The following is a 21,365-nucleotide window of genomic DNA, read 5'->3' as shown; positions in this document are numbered from 1 at the left end:
CCATGCGTTTGGAGCGTCGATAAATAGCACCTTTCGATAGCATCCCGCGACCTCTTGGTGGAAGTTGCCGATTCCCACGTCAAGTCAGCCGCCATTTCGCGGCGTGGTGCGTCAAGCGTAGATGACGGGGTAGCCCGGTTAAGCAATTCGCTATCTTTGTCGGCTAGTTTATTGAAAATTTACCATGCCGAGGAGGAGGCCGTAAATGAAGATCTCTATCAAGACAGGACTGACATCGCTTCTGGTCGTGCTTGCACTCGGCTTCTGCGGCAACGCACTTGTGTCGTTGGTGGGATTGAACGAAACAAACGCATCGACGATCTCACTCGGCAAGGATATGCTACCGAGCGTTCGGACCATCGGCGACCTAGAGGCCGTCCTTACCGACAAGCGCTTGGCCTATGCCCAGCACATCCTATCGCTAACGCCGGAGAACAAAGGCAAGGCGGAGCAGCGCATCAATGACGTCAAGCAAAAGGCCGCTCAAAAAATCGCCGCCTACCGTGCTCTTGCCGCGTCCGATGTCGAACGGAAGCTAATTGACCAGATTGATGCGGGTGTTGCGACTTACGACACTCTCGCACAGCCAATGATAGAGCTGTCGCGGCAAAGCAAAAACGAGGAGGCGGCCGTCATCCTCAATGGGGCGATGCGGGATCAGGCAATCAAAAACGGTGAGCTGCTCAATCAACTCAAGGACGTCAACCTGGACGCTGCCAACCAAGCCGTTGGCAGCGCAGCAAAGGCATTCTCGTCGGCAATGGAAATCTCCATCGCGACCATCGTCGTTATTCTCGGGCTGAGCGGTTTTGGCATCTACTATGCAGTCAGGATCGTCTCGTTGCCGCTGACCCGGATCACCGGCTCCATGAAGGAGTTGGCGGAAGGCGCGCTTGATCGAGAAATCCCTTATCGGTCGCGTGCCGACGAAATCGGGAACATCGCAGCTGCGCTGGAAGTCTTCCGCGAAAGTGCGCTTGCCAATCAAAGATTGGAACAAGAGGTTGCTGCCCAGCGAACGCTCTCCGAGCGGGAGCGCGACCGCATTGCGCAGCTCGAAGAGGTGCGGGCCGAAGCTATGGCGTACGCAACGACGCAACTCGGGAAGGGCCTGAAGCAGCTTTCTCATGGGGACCTGACCGGCCAAATCACGGAACCATTCGTCGCGGAACTCGAGAGCCTGCGGGCGGATTTCAACAGCGCCATGGCCCAGCTTGCTGAAACGCTGCGAGCGGTTGCCGATGCGACCAGTGCCATCGACGTCGGCACGAGCGAGATCAGCCAGGGCGCGCAGGATCTATCGAAGCGAACTGAACAGCAGGCGGCATCGCTTGAGGAAACTGCCGCGGCCCTCGATGAAATTACCGTCAATGTATCGAACTCCTCAAAGAGAGCCGATGAGGCCCGAGCTGTGGCCGCGCACGCAAATGCGGGCGCGGCTCATTCGGGCGTTGTCGTGTCAAATGCCGTCAATGCAATGCAGAGGATCGAGCAGTCATCCAACCAGATCGCGAACATCATCGGTGTTATTGACGAGATCGCGTTCCAGACAAACCTGCTGGCGCTAAACGCTGGTGTGGAGGCTGCCCGAGCAGGGGAGGCGGGCAAGGGCTTTGCGGTTGTCGCGCAGGAGGTGCGTGAGCTTGCCCAACGTTCGGCACAGGCAGCAAAGGAGATCAAGGATCTCATACGCAGCTCGAGCGTAGAAGTGCAGAGCGGTGTCAAGCTTGTTAGCGAGACTGGGGAGGCGCTGAAGACCATCGAAGGCTATATTATTACCGTCAACCAGCATATGGACGCGATAGCAACCTCAGCGAAGGAGCAATCCGTAGGTCTTTCCGAAGTTAACATTGCGGTTAACCAGATGGATCAGGTAACGCAGCAGAACGCCGCAATGGTCGAACAAACAAACGCGGCAAGCGCAACGCTCGCCGGCGAGGCAACCAGGCTGCGAGAGCTGCTCAACCAGTTCCAGCTCGGCGTGACAAGAGCATCGCAGGATGCACCGCGCCGCAAACCTCCCGCTTTGCCGGTTGCCGTCACCGCTCTCCACAAGCCGGCCATTTCTCCGGCACGCAAAATGGCCAACGCTGTTGCCGCAGCCTTCGGCGCAAAGACAGACGTGAGTGCTGGCAGTTGGGAAGAGTTTTGACGATAATTGGGGTTGATCCGTCAACCTTTGGAGTGTCAACCGGCGCGGAGAGCGGACCGCTCGGGCGGAGCGCAAAGTGCCGACCTTTCAAAATAATTTGAAAAAGAAAATGGGGCGGCAAACACCATCGATGACGGTTCTATGGCATCTGCCTTTGACATCAGCACCACATCTTTCAGAAGTGGCAATTCCGATCACAATATTCCCCGCCGCTTGAACGCGACGATATGTTCTTAACGATCATTGTTGTGACCTGTGTTGGGTTTTGGCTGCCACGCAGCAATCAAATCGGCATCCGATATCCGTAAAATTCGTGGTCCTCGTTGTAACCACCCTGGCCGGCGCCGAGATCAGCGAAGTCGTGGACGAACTCGATCGCCGTAACCCATTTGACCATCTTGAATCCCAACTCGTTCTCGCAGCGCAGCCGCAGCGGAGCCCCATGTAGGACGCTGAGCGGCGCACTATTCATCTCGTAGGCCAGGATCGTGAGTGAGTGTCGCATGTTGCGCATACTATGCACGTCATAATATCGACCGCCCTCGGCTCCATCGGCTAGGGAATAGAACACGGCGTAACGCGCTTCCGGCATCGGCTTCACCAGATCGAGGATGTCACGCATTGGAACTCCGCCCCATTCGGCGACGCCCGACCAGCCCTGAATACAGAAATGCGTGGTGATTTGCTCCTGTTTCACCATCGCTTTGAGGTCTGCCAGCGAGAACTCCCGTGATCTTTCGACCAGGCCGCCAACCCGAAGCCTGTAGCTCGCGAAGTTCTCCGACAGGAGATCATCAAATTCTTTGGAGTTCGGCATTGTGCCATTCGGCCAAAAGTAGGGAGAAATGTCTTCCTTCATGAGCTGAGATCGCGGATCCCAGCCTTCGGCGAATTGCATGAGCCAGCCGATCATGAACGTGCCCGCGCGCTGGACGAGGCGGGCGTAGCGGATGGTAAAGGGTGAGGCGACAAGCCAAGCGGCGACCAAAATGGCCATGGCGACGAGAAATAGCGGCAATCCTTTCCATGAGGCGTCGTTGACGCCACCGAACATATGATTGGTGTTCTGCCGGATGCCGGTGATGAACACCATTGCGCCATGTGCCAGAATGAAGACAACGAACCAGGTAAACGCAATAAAGTGAACCGACCGCATCGCCTGCCGGTTGAGCAACCGGCCGAACCATCCAAGTGCGTTGGAAATTGCCGGGCTCTGCATCAGGCCGGTTAATATCGAGACGGGCGCTGCGACAAAGACGGTGATGAAGTAGCTGAACTGTTGGAGGCCGTTGTACCGGGTCCAGCCTTCGTCGACCGGAAAGTTCAGCGAAGCATATTGGATTGCTGTTGATAGCGCTGCGGGAAAAACCTCCCATGTCAGCGGTACAAGCCGGCGCCACTGGTCGGTGGAGAACAGCAGTGCATAGAAAGCGATACCATTGATCAGCCACAAAAGATTGATCGAGAAGTGCCACCACCGCGCAAGGCCAAGTGTATGACGCAAGCCAGGGATGCCAAGCCAAGTGGGTAGGGTGACGGAATCATCCTTGGCGGTCCAAATGCGATCTTTGGGCACGGGCACCTGAAACCGGAACCAATCGGTTCCCGGCGTGCAATCCCGTCTCCAGTAGAGCCGTGGATGATCGGCCAAAATTTGCAGTCCGGCCCGCATGATAAACAGCATGAAAAACATGTTCAGGAAGTGCTGGACCTGGAGCCACCAAGGGAAGCCGGAATCAACTGACGGCGCCGATTGTGCAATCCCAGGATGGCTCTGGATGAAGCTTGCAACAGAGTGCAATTCGCGCAAACTTTGCGCAAGGGCAATCAGACAAAGCAACGACGCCGCCGCAATAGGTAGGCACCACAGGGTATTGATCCAACGCTGGCCGATCCTAATGTGTGGAAAAATTCCTTGCTGGGGCGGCATCCAGTGATTGAGCCGGATGCGATCGTCCGCATCGCTGAGGCTGGCACGAAGCGGTTCCGTCGGCGGGGGCTGCGGAGCCTTAGACATGGGTGATCGCTTTCTGTCATCGATTGCGTCTGGCGGGAGCGTCAGTCGCGAACTTTGGTGAGCGCCGAGCCTTTGTGGAAAGCGACGTGCTCGGTCTTGATGCTCTTGATCTCGTATTGCGGCGTCTCGGCGCTCGCGTGATGTGTGTAGCCGTTGACGTCAAATTCGCTGGTATGGACGCGAATAATCATGCCGTTTACACGGCCAGCCTCCGAATTCCAGCTCACGCGGTCGCCGATCTTGAAGTTGTTACCCATCGACATTTTGCTCGGGATTTGGCGCGTCCGTTCGCCGACGCGTTACGACAGTACTCTCCGCATCGATCATGCGCCCAAAGCTCCGTCCACAACAGCACAAATTTGCCTATTTGACTTTCACTCCCTCCGCCGCAATCCTGAGCGTGGAAAATGAAGCGCTTTGAAGAATGCAGCTGTAGGCTCGTTGAGGCGCTCGTTGTTGAAGTCGAAGCCTATATCGCGGCCACGCTCCTGCCGGCTTTGCGGCAAGCAATCAGCACGCGATATTGATCTATCATCAAGTACCCGGGTTATGACGCCGCGGCATTCCTGGCCAGAGGTACCGGTTGCCAACCTATTTCACAATGTCCCCCGACATGATACCTCGTCTTCACGCTGCGTGACGCGAAATCAGATCAAGCTACAGCAACTAAACTCAGGGCCACGGCGGGCGTTTCTGCAAGACTGTCAGCATCCGCGCCAACGGTCACGCAGGCTGAAACAGCGCCACCCACGGCGATCAGCACGGGATTTTCGTAACCGATCTTCTCCATTCCCTCGGCAAGATTTTGGAGGCTGCCGTGCCATTCCCGCTGCGTGGTGCGGCCGACGTCGGCCATGATCACGGAACGAGTGGACGGCTGCAGACCCTCAGCGATCAGCCGGTCGGCGATGAGCGGCGCTGTCCTCCCGCCCATATAGAATACGGTTGTCGTATGGGGATCGGCGACCGACGCCCAGTCGACGTCTGCCGGCAGTCCGCCATGGCGGGAATGGCCAGTGATGAAGCGCACGGACTGGGCGTGGTCCCGGTGGGTGAGCGACATGCCGAGGGACGAGGCCATGCCGCTTGCTGCCGTGATGCCGGGAATAACGTCGACAGGGATGTTTTCGCGACGAAGATGAGCAATCTCTTCGCCGGCACGGCCGAAAATCATCGGGTCGCCTGACTTGAGGCGAACGACTTGCTTGCCGGCCTTGGCGAGCGCCAACATCGTTGCGTTGATGTCCTCCTGCCTGCAGCTTTGGCGGCCACCACGTTTGCCCACCAGCATGCGTTTGGCCTCACGGCGGGCAAGTTCCAGCACCTCCCCGGAAACAAGATCATCGAACAGGATTACATCGGCGGCTTGGAGGGCGCGGACCGCCTTCAGAGTCAACAGTTCAGCGTCGCCGGGGCCGGCGCCAACGAGCGTCACGTGGCCTGAACGGTTGGCATTGGTACGAGTTCGGTCGGCGTCGGTGATCAAGTTCGACACTGTATCGGTCTCAGGCTCTTTGCCCGCGAAGGCGCGATCGACAAAACGTTCCCAGAAATGTCGTCGTTGAACCGACGTCAAGGTGTCTGTCACATGGGTGCGGATGGCTTGGGCAAGCTGAGCCCAGACTTTAAGTGACTGAGGGAGGAGCGTTTCGATGCGCCGGCGAATAGCCTGGCCGAGGATAGGAGCGGCGCCGTCGGTCGAGATGCCGATCACCACGGGCGAGCGGTTAACGATCGAGCCGAACTTGAACTGACAGAATGTCGGCTTGTCGATGACGTTGACGGGAACTCCGGCAGCGACAGCGTGATCGTGGAAGCAGCGCGCCTCCTCTTCGGTCTTGCAGTCGCCTACCGCCAAAGCAAAGCTCTTGAAGTATGCCGCCTGCCAAAATGCATCGTGGTGGATAAACTGGTCAAGTTGCTTCCGAAAGCCCTCGGAAAGCTCATCCGCAGGACAGAAGACATGGACCTCCGCGCCCGCTGCTGCCAGAAGTTCGGCCTTCCACGCCGCCCCGTCGCTGCCGCCGGCGATCAATACGGATTTCCCCTTGAGATCGAAAAACACTGGCAGCGAGGTGAGTGGAGCGATACGCTCCAGTCTATCATTCCGCGGCTTGACGAAGGCAACCATCGATAATCCCCTTAATTTCCATGCGGCAAGAGCCACAATTGGTTCCGGCGTTGAGCCGTTTGCCGACAGCCTCGACTGTATGGCAACCGCCCGCGATGGCGCCTATGATCTGGTTGACGCCGACTGAGAAGCAGGAGCAGACGGTTGCGCCAGGGTCCATCTGATCGGCACCCGGCCGACCGGCGAGCACGGCAAAGCGCGCCCGGGCAGTCTCCAATGGTGTGCTGAGTTGCTTGACGGCCCAGTCACGCGATACGGCGACAGGGTCTGGCGCGGCGTAAAAGGCAAGCAACAGCCGTTCTCCGTCGAAGAAACCATGACGTTGCTGTCGCGTCGGGTTGTCGACATAGGCGAGATGCTCGCAACGATCAGAAAGACCGAACGTATCGCGACACCACGTTTCGACATCGTCCAGTGCCTTGTCGAAGCCAAATTCCACGCGCCAGCCGGCTTCTGTCTTCGCGATCGCCCAATAGGGCGCCTCAAGCCGCTCGGGGCGGAAGGCGACAACCGCAAATCCGTAATACGCCATTTCCGCTGGTCGTATCCTGACGCCGATATTCTTGAGCGCCGGTTGGCCAGATATGGGGTCTGTGCGTGGTGCCAACAATGCGGCCACTCGCGCATTTGCAGAATACTCATCGTTCCAATGCATCGGCACGAAGACGCCGCCGCGTGGCTGCCGCTCTGTGAGCAATGCGCGTAGCACGACTGCGCCGAAGGAGTTATCTACCTTTACCAACCCTGCCTTATCGATGCCGAGTTCAGCGGCGTCCGCCGGGTTGATTTCGGCGAAAGGTTCGGCGAGATGCGAGGAGAGCCGTGCCGCCTTGCCCGTGCGCGTCATCGTGTGCCACTGGTCGCGGATACGGCCGGTATTGAGAATAAAGGGGGCATCCTTGCCTGTTCGGTCATCGCGCTCAGATTTCACGGCGATGAACCTGGCCTTGCGGTCCGGCGTGTAGAACTCACCATCGGCAAAGAACCGCGTGGCGCCTTCGGGGGTGCCTTTGCGATGCGGCCATTGGAACGGTGGCATAGCCTCGAAGGCTTCACGGGAGATGTCGGCTTTCGCGCCTATGTCGAAGTCGCGTATCCCGCCATTTTCGAATCCAGAAAGGGCCGCGTGTTCGGCGAAGATTTCGGCGGGACTGTCGTAGTGGAAGCCGTTGAAGCCCATCCGCGTGGCAACTTCGGCCATATGCCACCAGTCGGGCTTCGCGTCGCCGGCCAGATCCAGAAAATTGCGCTGGCGAGAAATGCGCCGCTCGGAGTTAGTAACGGTTCCGTCCTTCTCGCCCCAGCCGGCGGCTGGCAATAGCACCTGGGCGAGTGCAGCGGTGTCGGTGTTCTTTTGGATATCGGAAACGACGACGAAGGGGCAGTTGCGGATGGCTTCGCGCACCCGGTCGGCATCTGGCATCGAAACGACCGGATTGGTCGCCATAATCCACAGTGCTTTGATGCGCCCGTCCGCCACGGCCTCGAACATTTCGACGGCCTTAAGACCGGGCGTTGCGGCCATGGTTGGTGAATTCCAGAAGCGTTGCACGCGGTCGCGCGCGGCTTCGTCCTCGATATTCATATGCGCTGCCAGCATGTTGGCAAGACCGCCCACTTCGCGGCCACCCATGGCATTCGGCTGGCCGGTCAGCGAGAAGGGCCCCATACCGGGCTTGCCGATGCGGCCGGTGGCGAGATGGCAATTGATGATCGCATTGACCTTGTCGGTGCCGATCGAGGACTGGTTGACGCCCTGACTATAGCAGGTCACCACCTTTTCGGTTGTTTCAAACAGACGATAAAAGGCCCGCAGTTCGGCGACCGATAAGCCTGTTTCCTCCGAAATATCCAGCATGCTCCTGGTTTGTGCGGCTTCCAGCGCATCGTTAAAGCCGATCGTATGCGCCGATAGATAATCGTGATCCAAAACAGGCGATCCGGCGAGATAGGCAAGCAGCCCATTGAAGAGGGCGACATCGCCGTCGCCTTTGATCATCAAGTGCATGTCCGCAAGATCGGCGCTGACCGAGCGTCGCGGATCGATCGTGACGATTTTCATCTCCGGTCGGCTTTGTTTTGCCGCTTGGATCCGTTGGTTGAGCACCGGATGGCACCAAGCAAGGTTCGAGCCAACGAGTACGATCAAATCAGCGAGTTCGAGATCCTCGTAAGTGCCGGGTACCGTATCCGAACCGAACGCGCGGCGATGACCTGCGACGGAGGAGGCCATGCAAAGCCGCGAATTCGTGTCGATATTGGCTGAACCAATGAAGCCTTTCATCAGCTTGTTGGCCACATAATAGTCTTCCGTCAGGCATTGACCTGAGACATAGAATGCGACCGAGTCCGGCCCATGCTCGGCGATGGCTTCACAAAATTTCGACGCTACCAGATCGAGCGCGTCGTTCCAGCTTGCACGTCGACCGTGGATTTCCGGGTAGAGGACACGGCCGTCGAGATCGATCGTTTCGGCCAGCGCCGAGCCCTTGGAGCAGAGCCGACCGAAATTGGCCGGATGCTCGGGATCGCCTGTAACGGAAACTTTTCCGTGATCGTCGACCTTGGCGATAACACCACATCCGACGCCGCAGTAGGGACATGTAGTCTTCGTTTCAGTGGCCACCCTTGGTCTCCCCGATGCTTGGTCGCCAATCGTTTACACCCCCTTCTGTCATCTCCCCCTCAAGGGGAAGGATCAGGAGCTCACCGCGCCACTGGTCTCCATCCACTGAACAAAAGCGATACATGCTTTTCTTTTTCAAACGGGCAGCAGCAAACTCAAACTGATCTTCCGTCTTGAGGGGAAGATGTCTCGAACGAACAGAGGGGGGTATCGCCGTGCACACGGACATGACCTATTCCGCCGCCATCATCATGCTGTCGAGGGCGATCGACAGCACTCCGTTCTCGTTGCGCACCGGAATGGTCCTGACGGACCCCTTGTCCGCACCCAGCGCCTCGCCGGTTTCGAGTGAAATCACCCAGTTGTGCAGCGGGCAGGTGACGGCGGCTCCATGGACAATGCCCTGGCTCAGCGGGCCACCCTTGTGCGGGCAATGATCCTCTATGGCGAAGACCTGATCCTCGGCGGTGCGGAACACGGCGATCTTGCCTTGCGGGGTTTTCACGCAGCGTGCGCCGCGCAGGGGAATGTCCGAGATATCGCCGATTTCGATCCAGTTCATATCCATCTCCTCACTCGGCCGCCTGATGGAAACCGACCGTCGCCATCGGCCGGAATTCGTGCTTGTCCTTGCCCGAGACACGCTCGGACCACGGATCGACCTGGGCGAATGTCTGGCTGAAGACGAAACGCTCGTAATAGGCTTTGCGTTTGTCGACATCCGTCATGATCTGGCGGCGGATCTCGTCGAGACCGATGCGTTTGGCCCATTTGTAGATGCGTTCGAGATAGCGGCCCTGCTCGCGATACATCTGCGTCAGCGCCACGATATGCTCCAACGCTTCGTCTTCGGTCCTAACAAGGCCGAGCACCTCCGTGCCCTTGATGTCGAGGCCGGCGGCACCGGCGAAATGGATCTCGAAGCCGCTATCCACACAGATGACGCCGATGTCCTTACAAGTCGCTTCGGCGCAGTTTCTCGGACACCCCGACACGGCCAGCTTGAGCTTTGCCGGTGTCCACGAACCCCACATGAACTTCTCGATGCGGATGCCAAGGCCGGTCGAATCCTGCGTGCCGAAACGGCACCAGTCGGAACCGACGCAGGTTTTCACCGTGCGCAGGCCTTTGGCATAGGCCTGGCCCGAAATGAAACCGGCCTTGCCGAGATCGGCCCAGACGGCAGGCAGGTCTTCTTTGTGAATGCCGAGCAGATCGATGCGCTGGCCGCCGGTCATCTTCACCATCGGGATCTCGAACTTGTCGACGACATCGGCGATGGCACGTAGTTCACCGGAATTGGTGACGCCGCCCCACATGCGCGGCACCACCGAATAGGTCCCATCCTTCTGGATATTGGCGTGGACGCGCTCATTGATGAAGCGGGACTGGTAGTCGTCGGCATATTCATCCGGCCAGTCGCAGACGAGGTAGTAGTTCAGCGCTGGTCGGCATTTGGCGCAGCCGCAGGACGTCTTCCACTCCAGTTCCTGCATAACTGCAGGAATGGTCTTCAACCCCTTGGCTTTTATAAGTCTTCTGACGTCGTCATGGCCAAGCTCGGTGCAGGTGCACATCGGCTGCACGGCAGCGGGGTTATAGCTGTCGCCAAGCGTGATCGACATCAACTGTTCGACAAGGCCGGTGCAGGAGCCGCAGGAGGCCGACGCCTTGGTATGGGCGCGAACATCGTCGAGCGATGTCAATCCCTTGGTGGTCATTGTTGACGTGATTTTGCCTTTACAGACGCCGTTGCAGCCGCAGATTTCCGCATCATCCGGCAAGGCTGCAACGGCCGCCATAGGGTCCAGCGGAGACCCTCCCTGATAGGCCTGGCCGAAGATCAGCGTCTCGCGCATCTCGGAGATGTCGGTTGCCTTCTTCTTCAGGTCATTGAACCAGGCGCCGTCGCCTGTCTCGCCATAGAGCACGGTGCCGATGATGCGGTTGTCTTTAAGCACCAGGCGTTTGTAGACCCCGCCGGCCGCGTCGCGCAGGACGATCTCCTCGCGATCGTCACCATCGGCAAAGTCTCCGAGCGAGAAAAGGTTGATGCCGGTGACCTTGAGCTTGGTCGGCGTATCCGAATGCACGAAGCCGGCGGACGTATCGCCGGCAAGCTGAGCGGCCGCAACGCGCGCCATCTCATAAAGTGGAGCGACCAAACCATAGACCTGTCCGCCGACTTCGGCGCATTCGCCAAGCGCATAGATATCGCCATCCGATGTGCCCATACCGGCATCGACGACAATGCCTCTGTTGACGGCAAGTCCAGCATCCTTGGCCAATCCGATATTCGGGCGAATGCCGACGGCCATGACGATCAGCGTGGCGGGGATGATACGGCCGTCATCGAGTTCGATCCCCTCGACCTTGCCATCGCCGACAATCGCCTTGGTATTGGCTTTGGTGATGACCTTGATGCCACGTTCCTCGACAGCCTTCTGCAGGAGATAGCCGGCCGCAGGGTCGAGTTGGCGTTCCATCAGCGTCGGCATGACGTGGAGAACGGTGACATCCATACCGCGGGACGCAAGGCCGGCGGCGGCTTCGAGGCCAAGCAGGCCGCCACCGATGACGATCGCCTTTTCGCGCGACTGGGCGGCAAGCAGCATCGCCTGTACGTCGTCAAGGTCGCGATAGGTAATAACCCCTCGCAGCTCCTTGCCCGGAACGGGAATGATGAAAGGCACGGAGCCGGTGGCGATCACCAGTTTGTCGTAGCTCTCGGTGACGCCATGATCCGAGGTGACGGTCTTGGCGGCGCGATCGATGGCGACGATCTTGTGGCCCTTATAGAGGGTGATGTTGTGCTTGATGTACCAGCCGTCCCCATGAATGATGATCTGCTCGTAGTCCTTCTCTCCGGACAGAACGGGCGACAGCATGATGCGATCGTAATTGACGCGCGGTTCGGCGTTGAAGATCGTGACTTGATAGCGATCGGGCGCCTGTTCGAGGAGGTGCTCCAGCATGCGTCCGGGTGCCATGCCATTGCCGACGATGACAAGTTTCTGGGTCATAGTTCCAAGTCCTTGAGATTAGGTAGTGGCCACAACAGGGGTAGAGGCCCCACGGCGCTCGATCTGCCTCACGGACAGATGCATCCAGACGAGCGAGATCGCGACAATCGCGAAAAGCAGCAGGAAACAGCTGGACCAAAGGCCGGTGATGTCCTTGAGCAGGCCAAAGACGATCGGCAGGATAAATCCGCCAAGGCCTCCCATCATGCCGACAATGCCGCCGACGGCGCCGATGCTCTCAGGGTAGTAGGCGGGGATGTGCTTGAAAACGGCCGCCTTACCGAGGCTCATGAAAAAGCCGAGGACGAAGATGACGACGACGAAAACAGCCGGGGTGATGCCAAAGGTTGGGCTCGTTGGTGTGGCAGCGGGCACGGAAAGGACGAGGGTAGCGACAGCCGACACCGCCAGCATTGCATACATGACGCTGCGTGCCCCCTTCTTGTCGGAGAGTACGCCGCCGAAGGCACGAAAGACGCTCCCAGGAATGGAATAGGCGGCGGCGACCATGCCGGCAACCTCGAGATTGAAGCCATAGGCGCCGACCAGATAGCGCGGCAGCCAAAGCGAGAGGGCGACAAACCCTCCAAAGGCGAAGAAATAGTAGAGCGAGAAGCGCCATACCTGAACGTTTTTCAGCGGTGCGAATTCCTGAAGCAAGCTCCTGGATGCAACCCCGCGATCACGACGGGCGCGGAAGGCTGGATCGTCGGTGGTGGTGAACCAGAAAACGATCGCCGTGACCGCGAGCACCAGAGCCCAGATTTCCGCAACCGCCTGCCATCCCCATGCGATCAGCACGAAGGGAGCCGCAAACTTAGTGACAGCTGCTCCGACATTGCCGGCGCCGAAGATACCGAGCGCCGTTCCCTGCTTCTCTGATGGAAAGAACGGGGAAATATAGGCGATGCCTACCGCAAAGGAGCCGCCAGCAAGGCCGACGCCCAGGCCGGCAATCAGCATTTGAGTATAAGTCGTTGCGTAGGACAGGAGGATGGTTGCCACCGCTGCTGCCATCATTGTGAGCGTGTAGACCAGGCGGCCGCCGTAACGCTCTGTCCATATCCCAAGCAGGATGCGAGCGACGGACCCTGTGAGCACAGGCGTGCCAACCAGCAAGCCGAATTCGGTCTCGTTGAGGCCGAGTTCCTGCTTGATGCGAATGCCTATGATCGCAAAGATCGTCCAGACGGCGAAACAGATTGTGAAGGCGAATGTGGAAGTCCACAATGCTTTCGCTGGTTCGCCGGCGGACATGGGCTGTGATTTCTTGATTACAGACATGGCTTCTCCCAGGCTCGACAAGGTCGTGCCAATCCATCATTGAGGGTCGGAAACACAAAAAGCCGCACGTCAGGGTACGCGTACGAAAGTACACGGAATATCCTGATCAGCGGCTTTGCCTGAGGCGCCCGTCATTGGACGCTAGAATGCGGCCTTTCGGCTTGTTAGTTTAGAAGCAAGGACCGTGCCAATTCGGAATTTGGGTCAAATTGCGGTGTTCTCGGCAAAAAGCTTCCGCTAGGCAGGGCTACAAAGCGATTAAATCAGCAGCGATCTGCTATTATTTAGGCATTGATCACAAAATAGGCGCATCAGCCGCGTTTTTTTGAGCTGCGACATATTCATCGATACGATCGGGATCAAAAAGGGTGCCGTCGAAAAAACCGTCTGGGCCAAGCGTCAGCATGCCACTTGAGCCAACCGGCGTTTCGATACGCAAGGCGCCCTCGACCTTGGAGCTTGCAGCCGGCATCGCGAGACCCAACGCCTTCAGAGCATTTCGGTAAATATCCGGTCGATAGGTGTTGCCGGCGACACGCTGGTGAGACGCGGTGTGTTTGACCTGACCCCAGCGAACCATCTGTGTGTAGAACCAAAGCGCGTGGCTCTTCCAAGGAAACGTCGCCGCCTTCGCGTTTGGGACGAAAAAGTCCTTTACCGTTAGTGTGTGGCGCCCACCGATTCTAAGCTCGCCCGTCACTGCAGGTCGCAACCATTCCACAGACTTGTCGATGTATGCAGGTCCCGAAAGCAATAGGGCAAGCTCCTCGTGGTTGGCCACATCGGCGCACCAGAGTGAGGCATTGTAAAGTGCCGTGAGCAAGGCAGTGAGGGCTTCGGGGTGGCTATCGCCCCAACGGCCATTCACTCCCAGCACCTTTTCGGGACTGGATTTCCAGATCGCTGCCTTGACCGTCGCGAGATGCGCACCGCGTTTCAATACGCCGAACGTATTCCACGGTTCACCCGCACAATAGCCGTCGATGAAACCAGCCTTCAGTGCATTTCCCATATCCGCAGGAGGTAGGGTTACGATCTCAACATCCCGATCAGGATCGATGCCGCTCGCAGAAAGCCAATATCGAAGCTCGTAATTATGTCCGGAATAGGGGTGCACCACAGCGAAACGAAGCTGATCGCCAGTTCGCTTCGAGATTACCCGCCGTAACGCGATGCCGTTTGAGCGGGCATCAAGATTGCCCGTCGCACCATTGTCGACCATTGCCCACCATAAGCCACCCGCTACCGCAACGGCATTTCCGCCGAGGCCAAGCGCCATAGGCACGATCATTCGCGGCGCGGGCGCCGTCAGTCCGAGGTTACAGGCGATCGGCATCGGCGCGAGGATATGTGCCATCTCGAAATGCCCGACCGCTAATTTATCTCTGATCGTTGCCCATGAACGCTCGCGCACGAGCGTGAGATCCACCTGTAGCGCTTCTGCAAAGCCCTTCTCCTTGGCGACGACCAGGAGGGCACTGTCCAAGAGCGGCAAGAAGCCCGCAGTGATTTCGTACCTACTCGTCTTCATGTGTCCCCTCCCGGATCGAGCAGGCTTGCCGCGGTGATGAGACTTTGAGCAATCTCGATGATTTTCCTGTTCTGGTCCATGGCCGTGCGCCGCAGAAGTGCATAGGCCTCCTTCTCCGAAAGCCCGCGGGCGCGCATCAGCAATCCCTTGGCGCGCTCAATCAGCTTGCGGTTTTCCAGTTCGCCGCGTGCTTCTTCAAGCTCGCGGCTCAGTCGCGAAAACGCATTGAAACGGCTTATCGCCATCTTGAGGATGGGACGAACGCGTTCCTGTTTTAAGCCGTCGACGATATATGCCGAAACCCCGGCTTCCACGGCGGCCTCGATCGACGCTTCGTCGGACTTGTCCACGAACATGGCGATGGGTCTTTTTACCGCACGTGATATCTGGAACATACTTTCCAACACGTCGCGATTGGGGTTTTCGAGATCGATGACGATCACATCGGGATTGATCTCGGTAATCCGCCTTACAAGACCCGTCATGTCGGCGATGATTGTGACACTATCGTATCCAGCGTCCCGCAGGCCTTCTTCGATCACGGATGCGCGAATGCGGTTCTCATCAATCACCAGTACATTCAGAATATTAGGCTTCATGAGATCGACGCCACAGGTTTATCGGCATTCATTCAATATCAGACGTGCGGACAGTCAAGGTCGAAACGACAAGACCGCACATGCGGGAAGTCTGCTTCAAAATCAAGCGGTGTCTTGGGTATTGTTCACGAATAGTAGCACGGTAGTTTTTGGGCGGTCGTCTTCGCTTGTTGAAGATCGTGCGACTGCCATCAATAGTAAAAGCATAGCCATTAGCTAAAACTAACCGCTTTATATGGCCGCAGGAGATGGCCCTATATTGCTTCTGATGACGCGGTAAGAGTTAACAATGTCCCTGTCATAAATGCTTAATGCGTTTCATCGCGCCTCCAGTTTGGTAACTCCATGGGGACAATCGTGACGACGCCATACACGGAGGGGCTGCGCGTCAATCGCGCACGTGCTCTCAATCTTGAGTTCGTCTCGCAATTGAAGCAAGCCCCTCGGCCTGGGCATGAAGTGTTAACCAGGCTTGATTCAGCTAAGATATTCAGAAGCTTAATATTCTCAATTATCCTCGTGGTTCCAATTGTGGGCGCCGGTTCGATTTCTCAAGAGCCGGGATTGGAAGCTGGATAGAGATCGCGGATATTCGCCGGGGTTGATTGGGGCTTAAAGGAGACTCCTATAAGGCGCTACACGGTTTCGGCCTGCTTCCTTGGCATGATAAAGGGCCTGATCCGCTTGGCTTTGAAGTTTCTCTGGCGTGGCGGTCTGGATACTTTCTACGTGGCTCACTCCAATGCTAACTGTTACATAAGGCGATACTCGCGACGCGGGATTGGGAAGGGATGCTATTTCCACGCTTTCTCGGATTTGCTTCGCGACTTCAATTGCTTCCTCTTCAGCGATGCCGGGTAGAACGACCAGGAATTCCTCGCCCCCGTAGCGAGCCACATGATCATGGCTTCCCCTCAAGTTGCTCTGGATAATGCCGGCGACCTTCACAAGGCAGCGATCGCCCTCGCCGTGACCGAGGCTGTCGTTCAGCGCCTTGAAATGATCGATGTCGCACATCAGCAGGGCTATGCCCGCCGTCTCGGACCCTGCATTCCAAAGACGATTGAGCAATTCCATCATCCAGCGCCGGTTCGCGATGCCGGTAAGTGGGTCGGTTCTTGCCAGGAGCTCGAGCCGAGCATTCGCAGCGCCTAGTTCCGCCACGCGACTTTTGTCGCGCAGCTCGAGAAGAAAGGCCTTTTGCGCCAGGATCGTCATGGTGCGCCGCGATACCACCGTTGCCATGATGCCGGCCGCGAAGAATAGGGTGGCTGCTTCTGAGCTTCCCACCGTAACGCCTGGATTACGCATCTGGAAGAACAGGTAGAGACCCAATGCCATCGCGGCGATGATCGCCGTCGTTACCAGCGGAATGGCAAAGATGATGATGGCGGAAATGGCTACGAACAACATGATGTTCAAATGTCGCTCATAAAATTCGCCCCCAGCGTTGACCCCGACCAGGGCGACGGAGAGGAGGATAAAGAACATGCCCGCGACAAGAATAGTCACTTGACGCTTGGTAGCGCCAGGCTTCCTCCAGAAAAAGGCGGTGACTAAGGCCGCAGGAGGCAAAATGCAGGCCGGCGCAAGCATCGAGACAGCAACTGCTTTCGGAAGCAAAATCGCGTTAAGCCCCAGTGTAATCAGGTCGATGAAGATCACCCAGATCATCCATGAGCGAATGATCTTGGCCGTCCTGGACCAGGAGCGCTCTTGAAAGTGCCGAAGAAGCTTGCCTTTCAGCCGGATATCTCGGGTACGGCCGTTAAGGAGCTGTTCAACCTCTTCGATAGGCAAGGCGCTTGATGCGCTCTGTGGGGTTCTAAGATCAAAAGTCGGCTTGTTAGCCGGAACCTCGTTTTCGGACAGTTCCATCTCCAATCGCCAATGAAGGGTCGTTCGTTCGCAATATAGAGTTGTCAATTCTACCGACCAGTTGTTAGCGTCTCCTTGTCGTCGTTATCGCAATTTTAACGTTCACTCGCTGGAGTGAGCCGACCGACGCGGAGCCGGTCAGCCTGCAACGTAAAATTAGTAATATAAATCTAGTTTCACCGTGTGGGATGGGAGGTTTCGCCGTGATGGATGCGCAACAATGGGCTATGCAGCAGACAGATGGCCTGCTCGATATCGCGCTGGACAACATGCCGCATGGGCTATGTATGTTTTCGGCCGATAAAAGGTTGATTTTATGCAACCTCTCCTATGCCAATATGTATCGCCTGGGAGAAGGCCTGACCGTCGCAGGCACGCCGCTTCGATCCATACTCGACTATCGCTCGCAGCTGGGTAACGGCCCCCTTCATACGGCGACATATTTCGATGTGGTTGGATTAGCTGCGCAAAAAGGCGGAAGGGCAAGCCAGGATGTTGCCCTTCAAGATGGGCGCGTAATCCGTATTACGCATAGCTCCATGGCCGATGGCCGTTACGTCGCCACGCATGAGGATATCTCGGAAAGCGTTCGCAACGCCGAGATCCTGGTGCGGCACAAGGAGACGCTTGAAGCAACGGTTGCCTTGAGAACGAAGGAGGTTGAGGAGCAGGCTCGCGAATTGGAGCGTCTCCTGCAACAGGAGCGCAACATCAATGAACTCCAGCGCCAGTTCGTTGCACTCGCATCCCATGAATTTCGAACGCCTTTGGCCATCATTGATGGCGCCGCTCAACGCCTGCTGCGCGCGAAAGGAGAAGTTTCCTCTCAGTTTGTCCGAGATAAAGCGGAGCAGATACGATCGTCCGTCGTGAGAATTGTCGATTTGATGGAAAGCATCCTTGCCGCCGGCCGAATGGACAATGGGACAATTGAAATTCGCTATGATCGTTGTGCGCTGAGAGCGATGCTCGAAACCTGCTGTCAGCGAGAGGCCACGATCAGCAAATCCCATCGCATCACAGTGGATCTTGAAGATTTGCCCGATCATATCGATGCTGACAAATTTGCTCTTGAGCAGGTTTTCTCGAATTTGCTGTCCAACGCGACCAAATATGCTCCCCATCACCCAGACGTCGGCGTTGCAGGTCGGCAGGAAGGCAATCACGTGCTAATCGTCGTGCAGGATCACGGCGTTGGCATCGACGCAGAAGACGTGCCCAAGATCTTCCAACGATATTTTCGTGCACGGACGTCCACCGGGATCCCTGGAACTGGTCTCGGTCTATACTTGGTAAAAAAAATCGTCGATCTGCATGGCGGGTCGATCGAAATCGATAGCCAGAAGGGGAAGGGTACCTCTCTCATCGTTAAGCTCCCGATATCCCAAAAGAATTCTCAGATCTCAACAGATCGTACGAACGTAGCGTGATCGCCAAAAGGGTAAGCCAATGACCACTATTCTTTGCATTGATGACGAGGCGGAAATCAGAGGTTTGATCGTCGAAGAGCTGACCGAGGCCGGCTTCAAGACTTTGGAGGCTGCAAATGGCCGCGAAGGCCTGGAACTCATGGTGGCCAAATGGCCGGATATCGTCATTTGCGATATCACCATGCCGGAAATGGATGGTCATCAGCTACTTGCAGAAATTCAGATCAACTATCCGGAACTTGCCAACGTCCCGTTCATTTTCCTGACGGCAATGACCGACAAGCAAAACGTTGTCATGGGCTTGCGGGCAGGGGCCGCCGATTATTTGACCAAGCCCATTGATTTCGAAATTCTGCTGGCAAAAATCGAAGGTTGTGTAGCGCGCATCGAAAGCGACGTCCGCAACGACAGAGCATTCTGACTGACCAAGACAGTATTGAGGAACCTTGCTCTGTGCTGGCGACTGTAGAGCGTTTGGGCAACGTTTTCGGCGAGCATCAATTTAGGGCACTTGGAGCGTCCTAAGCCTCTGTCATCGACGCCGTTGCCACTCCGCTTCCATCGTCTTCAGATCGAGTTCCAGCATCTCCCGCATCAAACGATGCGTATCAGCAAGCTCTTGGTGTCCTGGAGTATCCTGAAAGCCCGCCGCGCCGGCGATCAGCTTCGCCGTGATCAATTTTTGGCCCTCAATCATTGCTTCCGTCCGGTCGATCGCCAGCGATAGATCATCGTCGGAAAGCCTCTTCCCTATGCATGATAAGGACATTATCATAGATTTCAGCGGCTCGGCGATCTGACTCGAATGGTCGCGCGCTCACTTTCATCCAAGAGCAACTCACATTGATCTCAATCGAAAAACGCCGTCACTTGCAATGATAGCAGCAGAGCGGCGGAGGCGATCTGCTCACTCGTCAGTTCGCCGGCCGCCTTACATACACCGCACAGGTCCTCAGCCTTACTTGTCTTTGAGCATGAGTGCGCTGGTTAGATCGCCGAGCGGCTTTTGCTTGTGGGCGGCGACGGCTGCGTCTCGAACAGTAATACCGTGAAGCGTCGGCAGCTCGAAACGGCGCGTGATGAAACGTAGGATCGAGGTTGTGTCCATCGACGTATGATCGACATAGCCATGCCGCGCATAGGGCGAAACGATAATGGCCGGAATGCGCGAACCGGGACCCCAGCGGTCACCCTTGGGCGGCGCGACGTGATCCCATAAGCCACCATTCTCATCATAGGTGACGACGACAAGCATATGCGGCCATTGCGGGCTTTTTTCGAGATGCGTGATCAGATCGGCAATATGGGCGTCGCCAGCTTCGATACTGGCATAGCCTGAATGTTCATTGAGGTTGCCCTGCGGCTTATAGAAAGAGACCTGAGGCAGCGTGCCGGCGTCGATCGCTTTGATGAATTCGGCGCCAGCCAGGCCGCCATCCCTCAGGTGTTCGGTCCTGGCCGCGGTGCCAGGGGCGAAATTCGCATAATAGTTGAACGGCTGGTGATGATACTGGAAATTCGGCGCCGGCTCCTTGTTGCCGTGGTCGAGCACATCCTGCCAGGCACCCCCGTACCATGCCCAGGTCACGTGCTTGAGGCTGAGCATGTCGCCGATGGTGGGCTCGGTCTGCGGTGGCAAGGTCGTTGGCTTGCCCGGATCTGCAAGAGCCTTGTCGCCATCCGTAGCAGGACCATTGCCGCTGGGTTGATAAGGGGGCTGCATGGTGTTGACGGCATAGAAATCGGGCGTGAGATTGCCATCGCCGACAAATTTCGGAATTCCGTCGATTGCCGACTTCGGCGAATTGGGTGCGGCCTTCAGCGTCACCCCATCTGCCTCGACAACCGCGATGGACGGTTTGGCTGCACTGGTGTCGGCGTTGGGGTAATAGGGGGCACAGGCGCAGATCAGCCATTGATGGTTGAAGAACGAGCCACCGAACGCGCCCATGAAGAAATTGTCGGCCAGCACGTATTTCTGAGCCACCTTCCACATCGGCGTCTTTGCACCATCCCACAAGCCCATGGGTAATGCGCCTGAATCGGCATAAGCGACGAATTTGTCGTTACGTCCGCCATCGATCTGCATCTGGTTCTGGTAGTAGCGGTGCCAGAGATCGTGCGTAATCGTATCCAGTCCCAGGTTGAACCCTTTGGGATCGTCGACGCGGAATGGCCGATTGGGCAGGTGCTCGGTCTCGGCCTGTGTTACCGGCGGTGTCACGCCCTTGGCGGTAAGCCCGTCCCAGACCGGCGGCAACTCCCTAAAGGGTTTGCCGTCGCGGTCGCGCTGGGTGCGCGCGGCTACTGTCGCCTTTGCGACCCCATTGGCGCCCGGGAAGCTGCCATAGAGATTGTCGAAACTCCGGTTTTCCGCATAGATGACCACGACGGTGTCGATCAGTTTCAGATCACTGGCGGCTTTCCCGTTCTGTCCTGGCTTTACGTCGGAACTTCCGGCAAGGGCGGGGCCGGAGGTGGCCACGGACAGACTTAACGCACAGATGGCGGTGGCAGTGATCGACTTCATTTGGATTGTCCTCCCCAGGAGTTCAGTGGATGCGCCTCCACCTCAATAAGGCAACATATTCCGGCCGCTAACCAAGGCAAGCGCTAATTGAAACGATTCTAAAACCCGGCTAACGATTACTGCTGGATGAGATATGGATTGCGATAGGGAGCAGCGGCCGTAGC

The 21,365-nt window shown here is 57.2% G+C and carries 15 protein-coding genes; 3 read left to right on the top strand and 12 right to left on the bottom strand.

Annotation, left to right across the window (positions count from 1 at the left end):
- Positions 1-205: 205 nt before the first annotated feature.
- On the top strand, positions 206-2,152 hold the full coding sequence (locus tag QD409_RS00445) for a methyl-accepting chemotaxis protein (protein WP_430761532.1): 1,947 nt from the start codon (positions 206-208) through the stop codon (positions 2,150-2,152).
- A 283-nt stretch (positions 2,153-2,435) separates the two neighbouring features.
- Here the strand turns inward: QD409_RS00445 and QD409_RS00440 are convergent, their stop codons facing one another.
- From QD409_RS00440 to QD409_RS00395, 10 genes are all read right to left on the bottom strand, one after another.
- A complete protein-coding gene (locus QD409_RS00440; protein ID WP_430761531.1) occupies positions 2,436-4,169 on the bottom strand; it encodes a molybdopterin-dependent oxidoreductase in 1,734 nt (577 codons plus the stop codon).
- Positions 4,170-4,210: 41 nt separating this feature from the next.
- Entirely contained in the window at positions 4,211-4,426 is a 216-nt protein-coding gene (locus QD409_RS00435) for a DUF2945 domain-containing protein (RefSeq protein ID WP_430761530.1), read from the bottom strand.
- A 395-nt stretch (positions 4,427-4,821) separates the two neighbouring features.
- Positions 4,822-6,300, bottom strand: a complete 1,479-nt coding sequence (cysG, locus tag QD409_RS00430) for a siroheme synthase CysG (RefSeq protein ID WP_430761529.1) — start codon at positions 6,298-6,300, stop codon at positions 4,822-4,824.
- Positions 6,272-8,926 (bottom strand): molybdopterin-dependent oxidoreductase, encoded by a 2,655-nt coding sequence (locus tag QD409_RS00425; RefSeq protein WP_430761528.1) that lies wholly within the window; start codon positions 8,924-8,926, stop codon positions 6,272-6,274. Before QD409_RS00425 ends, cysG begins: the two co-directional genes overlap by 29 nt.
- Positions 8,927-9,158: 232 nt before the next feature.
- The gene (nirD, locus tag QD409_RS00420) at positions 9,159-9,494 is read right to left on the bottom strand and encodes a nitrite reductase small subunit NirD (protein ID WP_430761527.1); all 336 of its coding nucleotides are present in this window, start codon (positions 9,492-9,494) and stop codon (positions 9,159-9,161) included.
- A gap of 4 nt (positions 9,495-9,498) precedes the next feature.
- A complete protein-coding gene (gene nirB / locus QD409_RS00415; RefSeq protein WP_430761526.1) occupies positions 9,499-11,949 on the bottom strand; it encodes a nitrite reductase large subunit NirB in 2,451 nt (816 codons plus the stop codon).
- Between the two features lie 18 nt (positions 11,950-11,967).
- A complete protein-coding gene (locus QD409_RS00410) occupies positions 11,968-13,233 on the bottom strand; it encodes an MFS transporter (protein ID WP_430761525.1) in 1,266 nt (421 codons plus the stop codon).
- Between the two features lie 295 nt (positions 13,234-13,528).
- Positions 13,529-14,764 (bottom strand): CmpA/NrtA family ABC transporter substrate-binding protein, encoded by a 1,236-nt coding sequence (locus QD409_RS00405; protein WP_430761524.1) that lies wholly within the window; start codon positions 14,762-14,764, stop codon positions 13,529-13,531.
- The gene (locus tag QD409_RS00400; RefSeq protein WP_430761523.1) at positions 14,761-15,363 is read right to left on the bottom strand and encodes an ANTAR domain-containing response regulator; all 603 of its coding nucleotides are present in this window, start codon (positions 15,361-15,363) and stop codon (positions 14,761-14,763) included. Before QD409_RS00400 ends, QD409_RS00405 begins: the two co-directional genes overlap by 4 nt.
- Before the next feature lie 612 nt (positions 15,364-15,975).
- A complete protein-coding gene (locus tag QD409_RS00395; protein ID WP_430761522.1) occupies positions 15,976-17,241 on the bottom strand; it encodes a GGDEF domain-containing protein in 1,266 nt (421 codons plus the stop codon).
- Between the two features lie 206 nt (positions 17,242-17,447).
- On the opposite strand from QD409_RS00395, the gene QD409_RS00390 reads away from it, so the two are divergent.
- Both QD409_RS00390 and QD409_RS00385 read left to right on the top strand, forming a co-directional pair.
- A complete protein-coding gene (locus QD409_RS00390; protein ID WP_430761521.1) occupies positions 17,448-18,671 on the top strand; it encodes an ATP-binding protein in 1,224 nt (407 codons plus the stop codon).
- 19 nt (positions 18,672-18,690) lie between these two features.
- Positions 18,691-19,092 carry a response regulator gene (locus QD409_RS00385; RefSeq protein ID WP_430761520.1) on the top strand — a complete coding sequence of 134 codons (402 nt, stop codon included), beginning with the start codon at positions 18,691-18,693 and terminating at the stop codon, positions 19,090-19,092.
- Between the two features lie 111 nt (positions 19,093-19,203).
- Here QD409_RS00385 and QD409_RS00380 read toward each other — a convergent pair whose 3' ends face one another.
- Both QD409_RS00380 and QD409_RS00375 read right to left on the bottom strand, forming a co-directional pair.
- Positions 19,204-19,368 (bottom strand): hypothetical protein, encoded by a 165-nt coding sequence (locus QD409_RS00380; RefSeq protein ID WP_430761519.1) that lies wholly within the window; start codon positions 19,366-19,368, stop codon positions 19,204-19,206.
- Between the two features lie 261 nt (positions 19,369-19,629).
- Positions 19,630-21,201, bottom strand: a complete 1,572-nt coding sequence (locus QD409_RS00375; protein ID WP_430761518.1) for an acid phosphatase — start codon at positions 21,199-21,201, stop codon at positions 19,630-19,632.
- Positions 21,202-21,365 lie beyond the last annotated feature (164 nt).

The sequence above is a fragment of the Rhizobium sp. BR 315 genome (genome assembly GCF_050577975.1).
In the GTDB taxonomy this organism is placed as follows: Bacteria; Pseudomonadota; Alphaproteobacteria; order Rhizobiales; family Rhizobiaceae; genus Rhizobium; species Rhizobium miluonense.
Note: the sequence above shows the minus strand (reverse complement) of the source record. Positions and strands in the feature narration are given on the sequence as shown.